General features: G+C 65.0%; 7 protein-coding genes. 2 read left to right on the top strand and 5 right to left on the bottom strand.

The genetic code is table 11. From position 1 onward, the window contains the following. Positions 1-50: 50 nt before the first annotated feature. From fliE to flgB, 3 genes are read right to left on the bottom strand one after another with little or no spacing between them, the layout of a single operon-like run. Positions 51-362 (bottom strand): flagellar hook-basal body complex protein FliE, encoded by a 312-nt coding sequence (fliE, locus tag ACN0YF_RS05100; protein WP_417482150.1) that lies wholly within the window; start codon positions 360-362, stop codon positions 51-53. A 37-nt stretch (positions 363-399) separates the two neighbouring features. Beyond that, a complete protein-coding gene (gene flgC / locus ACN0YF_RS05095) occupies positions 400-813 on the bottom strand; it encodes a flagellar basal body rod protein FlgC (protein ID WP_417482151.1) in 414 nt (137 codons plus the stop codon). Positions 814-828: 15 nt separating this feature from the next. Next, a complete protein-coding gene (flgB, locus tag ACN0YF_RS05090; RefSeq protein ID WP_417493576.1) occupies positions 829-1245 on the bottom strand; it encodes a flagellar basal body rod protein FlgB in 417 nt (138 codons plus the stop codon). A 104-nt stretch (positions 1246-1349) separates the two neighbouring features. On the opposite strand from flgB, the gene ACN0YF_RS05085 reads away from it, so the two are divergent. Beyond that, a complete protein-coding gene (locus tag ACN0YF_RS05085) occupies positions 1350-1673 on the top strand; it encodes a flagellar biosynthetic protein FliO (protein ID WP_417482153.1) in 324 nt (107 codons plus the stop codon). Beyond that, positions 1670-2419, top strand: coding sequence for a flagellar type III secretion system pore protein FliP (fliP, locus tag ACN0YF_RS05080; RefSeq protein ID WP_417482154.1), 750 nt, complete (start codon positions 1670-1672; stop codon positions 2417-2419). The genes ACN0YF_RS05085 and fliP overlap by 4 nt, the downstream gene beginning before the upstream one ends. A gap of 65 nt (positions 2420-2484) precedes the next feature. Here fliP and ACN0YF_RS05075 read toward each other — a convergent pair whose 3' ends face one another. Further along, positions 2485-5919, bottom strand: coding sequence for a tetratricopeptide repeat protein (locus tag ACN0YF_RS05075; RefSeq protein WP_417493575.1), 3435 nt, complete (start codon positions 5917-5919; stop codon positions 2485-2487). Next, positions 5903-6634 carry a MotE family protein gene (locus tag ACN0YF_RS05070; protein WP_417482156.1) on the bottom strand — a complete coding sequence of 244 codons (732 nt, stop codon included), beginning with the start codon at positions 6632-6634 and terminating at the stop codon, positions 5903-5905. Before ACN0YF_RS05070 ends, ACN0YF_RS05075 begins: the two co-directional genes overlap by 17 nt. Positions 6635-6640: the final 6 nt, after the last annotated feature.

The following is a 6640-nucleotide window of genomic DNA, read 5'->3' as shown; positions in this document are numbered from 1 at the left end:
CCGCCGATAGGCTCGGGAAACCCTTTTTGTTGGTGGTCGCTGCGGCGAGCCTACATCGGCATGCGCAGGATTTCCTGGTAGGCGCGAACCACTTCATCGCGGACTGCGACCATGGTTTCCAGCGAAATCTCGGCGGCCGAAACGGCTGTCGCAACATCGATCATCTCGGCCTGGCCGGTGGCCGACGCGGCGGTCAGCTGCTCGGCATTGCCCAGCGCGCCAGAGGTCTGGTTGATGGCGTCGGCGACCAGATTGCCAAAATCGAATTCCGGCGACTCGGCCTTGTCGCTGCCACCGGCGACATTCTGGGCGGAACGGATAGCGGCCTGGTAGGCCTGTACTCCGGTAAGATCGGCTGCCATGCAATGGCTCCTTCAAACTCGTTCTGAGCGTTGTGCGCTAGCGGCGCAGAAGATCAAGCGCACGCTCCTGCATGCTGCGGCTGTTTTCAATCATGTTCAGATTGGCCTCATAGGTGCGCATCGCCTCGCGCATATCCATCATTTCGACCAGCATGTTGACGTTCGAGGTGCGGACATAGCCATCCTCGTCGGCGGCCGGATGGCCCGGATCGAATTCGAGGGTGAAATCGGAATTGTCCTGGGCGACATCGGTCATGCGCACACGATTGATCCCCGTGGCGCGATCAAGCTCGGTATCGAAGACCGGGATCTGGCGCTGATAGGGATCACCGCCCGCTTCGCGAGCGGTCGAGTCGGCATTGGCGATGTTCTCGGAAATGATCCGCATCCGGGCCGCCTGGGCTCGCATGCCCGAGGCCGAAACCTGCATTGCGTCTGAAGCGTTTCCCATGATTCAATCTCTCACTTATCGTCCGGCCTGGCGGATCGCCGTGCGGATCATGCTCAGGCTCTTCTGGTAGAGGCTCAAGGCGCTCTCGTATTCCAGGCGGTTTTCATTGGCCCGGATCATCTGTTCCTCGAGCACGACCGAATTGCCATTGACCGTGGTCTCGGAGTCCGGGGCATCCTGCGATTGCCACTGCCGCGTCGGCGAACTCAGTGCCGGTACGCTCGGACCGTTGCGGGCCGATGAGCTGGCAGCGGAGCGCGCCTGCAACTGATCCTGGAGCACGCGCTGGAACTCGTTCTGATCGAGGTCCTGGGCGACATAGCCGGGCGTGTTGGCGTTGGCGACATTCTCCGCGATCACCCGCTGGCGCTGGGCGTGGAAACTCATTGATTGCTTCAAAAGCCCCAGTACGGGCACGTCATCGGGTCGCATGGCGAATCGCTTTGTGATTGGAGTTCAGGCTGCGCCCGCACGGTTAACGCTGGCTTAACCGCATCGGCCCACAAGGCGAAGGGAAGCGACACGCGGCCCTGTCCATGAACGATATCATCGATTGGAACCAATACCTGCTCGCGCTGATGGTCCTGCTGGGCCTGCTCGGCGCGATGGGACTGTTTGGCTATGCGGTGCAGCGTGGCTGGATCCTCAGGGGCATCACCGGCCTGCGAGGCCTGACGGCGACCACCCGCCGCCTCGAGATCCGCGAGACGCTGATCGTCGATCCACGCCGCCGCGTCGTGATCATCCGCAGCGATAACCGCGAACACATTGTTCTGCTGGGCGCCGAGCGAGAGACCATTCTGGCCAGCCATGACCTGCCGGCCGAAACACCACTGGATCACGGGGATACCGGGACATGAAAAAGGCGTTCTGGCTCTATCTCGCCCTGTTTGCCATCGGCGCCGCCCTGCTGTTTGGCGGCGGTGCCCAGGCCCAGTCGATCACACTCGACACCGGAACCGAAGGCGGTCTGACCGAGCGCGTGCTGCAGCTCGTCGCCTTGATGACCATCCTGTCGCTGGCGCCCTCCATCGTCATCATGACGACCAGTTTCGTGCGCATCACCGTGGTGCTGTCACTCCTGCGCACCGGGCTGGGCCTGCAGCAGAGCCCGCCCAATGCGGTCCTCGTCAGCCTCGCCATCTTCCTGACGGCCTTCATCATGGCCCCGGTCTTCACCCAGTCCTACAATGAGGGCATCGAACCCCTGCTGAACAACGAGATCGAGCTCACGGAAGCCTTCGATCTCACCACCGGGCCCGTAAAGACCTTCATGCTGATGCATACCCGCGAGGATGATCTCGGCCTGTTCATCGGCATGTCCCAGGAGGAAGTGCCCGAGACCCCGGCCGACGCCTCATTCTTCGTTGTCGCGCCGGCCTTCATGATCTCCGAACTGCGCCGTGCCTTCGAGATCGGCTTCCTGCTCTTCATCCCCTTCCTGGTGATCGACCTGGTCGTCGCCTCGATCCTGATGTCCATGGGCATGATGATGCTGCCGCCAGTGGTGATCTCACTGCCGTTCAAGCTGATCTTCTTCGTGCTGGTCGATGGCTGGCGACTGGTGACCGGGGCATTGGTGCAGAGTTTCGGCACAATCGGGTGACGAACGGCTGACCGCCGGCATCAGGGAATCCGAGGCTATTGCCCGCAGACCTTCCCTCGCATTGATCAGGCCGGTCCACTGCCATTATTGAAGCGGGCCCGGAAGGGTTCCATGAAGGCATCGAGCGTGTCGATGCTGGCAATCCGCGCCGCCAGATCCGAGAAACGGACATTACCCGGCGGGATATCATCATCGGTCAGGACCTCGAACGCGGCGCCCCCTTCGGTGGTCGACATCGCTTCGCCGTAACGGCGGCCGAGCCGGCCCGCAGCGGCGCGGTCTCCCGACATGGAATAGGCAATGGCCGCGCGAACCAGATCGGATTGTTCCGACGGGGTCAGCGGTGCCGGATCGAGATAGCGGTTACCGAGGAGCGCCTCCAGGCGGCGGCCTGTATTGGGCCAGTCGCGCTGGGCCCAGGTCACATCGGCCCGCAAGCGGGCGGCAGCCGGCGACTGGTCATCCTGGATCAGTTCCAGCGCCTGCTCGTGACGGCCAAGTTCGGACAGCGCGCGGGCCTCGAGCAGATAGCGCTCGTCGACCAGTGTTTCGGGCAGACCGGCCACGCGTGAGCTACGGATGGTATTGAGGGCGTCCTCGTAGCGATGGTCCATCAGGTAAACCACGGCGAGATCGGTGGCGACACGCGCCCGCGCCGTCGGCTCGCGCAGGCGGTAGGTGCAATCAGTGCCCTCACTGATGCGATGACAACCGACCTGGTGCTGCAGCAGTTCTGACGCCGGGCCCAGCAGATCAAAGGCAATCAGGCGGTCGGCCAGCCGCCGGATCATGCGGTCGCCATCGGACCCGATCGGGGCAAGGTGCTGGTACTGATAGAAGATCGCGACGGCCTCAACCGGATCCATCCGGTCGGCTTCGCCATCAAGGAAGAGGCGGCGAAAGATCGAAACCATGTCCTCGCCGATCCGGCGTCCGGCCTCGGTCTCGGGGAAACGCGATTGCGCCGTACTCATGGTCTGCAGGCCGCGCGCGAAACTGCCCGACTGCACATAGAGCTCGCCCAGCAGGCGCACGGTATCAAGTTCGATCGTGTCGCCGCGCCAGCGGAAGCGAAGGTTTTCAAGCCCGTCGATCGCCTCTTCGCGGGTAATGCGTCCATCGGCGACTTCCAGCCGGTAGAGTTCGTACAGGGCCTGCGCCTCAAGCGGAGGCACGCCGGACTCGGCGAGGTTTTCGAAACGGCGGATGGCTTCATCCGGATTGCCCATTTCCGCTTCCACGCGCGCCGCAATATAGGCGGCGTCCAGCCGGGTGCGGGCATCGGGCTCACCCGCATCGACGCGGTAGAGATAATCCTGGGCGGCAGCGATATCACCCAGTTCGAGCGCGGCCCGTGCCTGGGCCACCGCGAAACGGGCCTGCCATTCCGGCGGATAGCTGCCGGCCACGGCCTGGCCGGCCAGCAGGCGCCGGCGCGCGTCCGGCCAGCGTTCCAGCCCGACAGCGACCATGCCGCGCCACAGATCGGCCGCCGGATCGAGCAGCAATGAGGGATCGGCGAGATAGTTGGCCGCATCGTCGAGACGGTGCATCTGGTAGGAGGCGACCGCCTGCAGCGCGCGCACCTGGGAATCATTGGCAAGCTGTGGCTCGCGGTCGATGGCAAAATCGAGCATGCCCAGCGCTTCCGGCGCCATATTGCGCGCCAGCAGGAAGCGCGCCAGGGCGATACGGCTCTCGGAGCTGTCCTCGAGAGCGGACTGCCGCAGGCGTGCATTCCAGGCCGGGGTGAAGGGCCCCTCGCCCCGCCATTCGGCAAAATGCATCATCGCTGGCGAAGCCAGGGCGGCGGCATTGGCACCGCTCGCGCTGAGCGGCCCGCCGGCCGGCGTCAAATCGAGGCCACCCGGACGGCCGATCGCGGCGCCGGCACCGATCAAATCAAGTTCCAGATCCTCGGCCACAACTTCCACAGCGCCGCCATGAGCCGACGGCAACAACGCCCCGCCGACAAAATCGCGCCGCGAGATCAGCCCCTGAACCGGGCCGGTCGCGGTCACCACGGCAATGCGGTCGCCGACCACAGGGTCAGGAACCCAGCGGATGGCGTGCGCGCCCTCGAGCCCGATCAGAATACGGCCCGGCCGGTCGCGGCGGGCATCGCGGCGGATCTGGACCGGGCGTGGCGGGGCATCGATCCGGTCGCTGAACACAATGATCCAGCGTCCGCCATCAATGCGGGCCTCGGCCTGGGTGACCCCGGAGGTGACCAGCCGCACCGCGGAGTAATCAGCGCCCTGGAGAACTTCATAATCGCGGACATGCGCGTGGGGTCCCTGCGGGAACTGACCCAGCTGCAGTGCCGCTGCCGCATCGAACACGATCCAGATTGCATCGCCACGCCGAAAGATCGCCGCGCCAACCGGAGCAGCCCAGGGAAACTCAGCCCGCAGATCGCCATTCGCGACGGCAAGGCTCACCTCGACGATGCCATTTTCCGGCACCGGGTCGAGGGTCGCGGCAGGTGTCACAGATTCTGCGACCTGCATGAGCGGCACTTCACCCGTCGGCGCAATTCGCGCCGGGCCGGCATCGGCGGCTTGTGTCAGCGGGTCAGTCGGTCCGGTATCAGTCGCGGCAGGATGAGTGTCTTCGTGTTCGGGCTCGGCAGGGGCCGGCGCGGACGGTGCGTCAGCCGGCGTGCCGAAGCTGGCCATTTGCGCCAGCAGAGCGGCCGCGTCGGCAGCCGCCGGGTCCGGCAGGTCAATATTCACCCGCGCACCATCGGTCCAGGCTCGCGCCTGAACGCCGGGCTCGAGCTCCAGCCGCAGGGTCCAGTCATTGCCATCGCGTTCCTGCGATGCCGTGCGCAGGAAATTCGGCGGCGAGCCGGTGAGACGGCCGAGCGCAATCTCCGCAGGTTCGCTGAAGCGCAATTCGGCGACATCGCCGTTCTGGCTGAGCTCAAACGGAACAGCATGCGGCCAGATCAGCTCCAGCCTTGTATATTCAGTGGTCTGGCCAACGCGATACTGTACCGGCACCGGATCGATCGGTGGCGGCCCCACTGGCGCGTTGGCGGCAATTTCGGCGGCCCGCGCCGCGGCGTCGCGCTCGGCCTGTTCGCGCGGCGAGATGATCGGCGCCAGTGCCGGCGTGCCCGGCGGAGCGAGATCGATCGCCACCTGGTCATAGCTGCTGGTAATATGGGTCTCGACCGGCCCTGTCAGGGCGATGCGCAAGGTCGCGCCGTCGGCGTCGAGCCGCGCCCGGGCTGCCAGCGCACCGATCTCGTCAGCCAGTGACGAGACATCGGCCTGCAAGGCCTCGCCCAGACGGACGATCAGGACAGAATATTCAACAGCGGCCGTCGCGGACGCATCCCCGACCTCGTCATCGTAATCGATAACAATGCGCGCAGTTGCGCCACTGCGCTCGACACGGACATCACCGAACGTCTGGGCCAGGGCGGTCGAGCTCAGCAGACAGGCGAGCGCCAGACCGGACAGGGAGCCGATATGTCTAGCCGCCTTCGGCAATCCGCGCCTCCAGCTCGGCCACGGTATCAGGAAGATTGCTGCGCGCGGCCATGCGCTCGGTGAGGCTGGCCGCCGCCGGCGGCGTCATTTCAGCGAGAATGCCGCCAAAGGTCCGTTGCGACATGCGCGAGGCAATCTGCAACTGGGTATCCAGATCGAGGCTGGAAATCCGCGTCGCGGCATCGCCGGCGTCCATGGCGGCATACCAGGAAACGATGACATTCATGTCTTCCGACTCACGCTCGGTCAGATCGCCGGCGAGGCTCTCGATCTGGGCGCGCAATTCATTGAGTTCCCCGATCTTCGCATCGACGCGTTGTTCCATGGCCAGCATCAGGGCTTCGCGCGTTTCCAGCTCGCTTTCGCGGCGGTCGAGTTCGACGGAACGCTCGCGCAGGCGGTAGATCACCCGCTCCTCATCGGCGGTGCGGACGCCATTGGCGATCCGGGCGGCGAATTCGTCAGACGCGCTGCTCGCGGGGGCGGGCACCGGCTCCGGTGGCGTGCCGGTACCCAGACTGATCGGCGCTGCGGCCTCCGGCTCAGGATCGTCATGCCCACTGGCCGGTGCATCGCCGGATCCCTGCTGCTCCATCGTCGTGGCATGGGCCTGCCACCAGTCGGCAGCGCCGTTGGCGACGGAAATCGCCTTGAGGGCGAACAGGCCGCCCATCAGAATAGCGAGGACAGCAAGCAGGCGCATGGGTTCACGCATCACGGA

The sequence above is a fragment of the Maricaulis sp. genome (genome assembly GCF_048270265.1).
Lineage (GTDB): Bacteria > Pseudomonadota > Alphaproteobacteria > Caulobacterales > Maricaulaceae > Maricaulis.
The sequence above is the reverse complement of the archived record's forward strand: the minus strand, read 5'-3'. Positions and strand labels throughout refer to the sequence as shown.

Bases quoted from the DNA above. Each gene is read 5' to 3' on its own strand.
- flgB (WP_417493576.1), bottom strand. From the start codon at position 1,245: ATGCGACCCGATGACGTGCCCGTACTGGGGCTTTTGAAGCAATCAATG.
- fliE (WP_417482150.1), bottom strand. From the start codon at position 362: ATGGCAGCCGATCTTACCGGAGTACAGGCCTACCAGGCCGCTATCCGT.
- fliP (WP_417482154.1), top strand. From the start codon at position 1,670: ATGAAAAAGGCGTTCTGGCTCTATCTCGCCCTGTTTGCCATCGGCGCC.
- ACN0YF_RS05085 (WP_417482153.1), top strand. From the start codon at position 1,350: ATGAACGATATCATCGATTGGAACCAATACCTGCTCGCGCTGATGGTC.
- ACN0YF_RS05070 (WP_417482156.1), bottom strand. From the start codon at position 6,634: ATGCGTGAACCCATGCGCCTGCTTGCTGTCCTCGCTATTCTGATGGGC.
- flgC (WP_417482151.1), bottom strand. From the start codon at position 813: ATGGGAAACGCTTCAGACGCAATGCAGGTTTCGGCCTCGGGCATGCGA.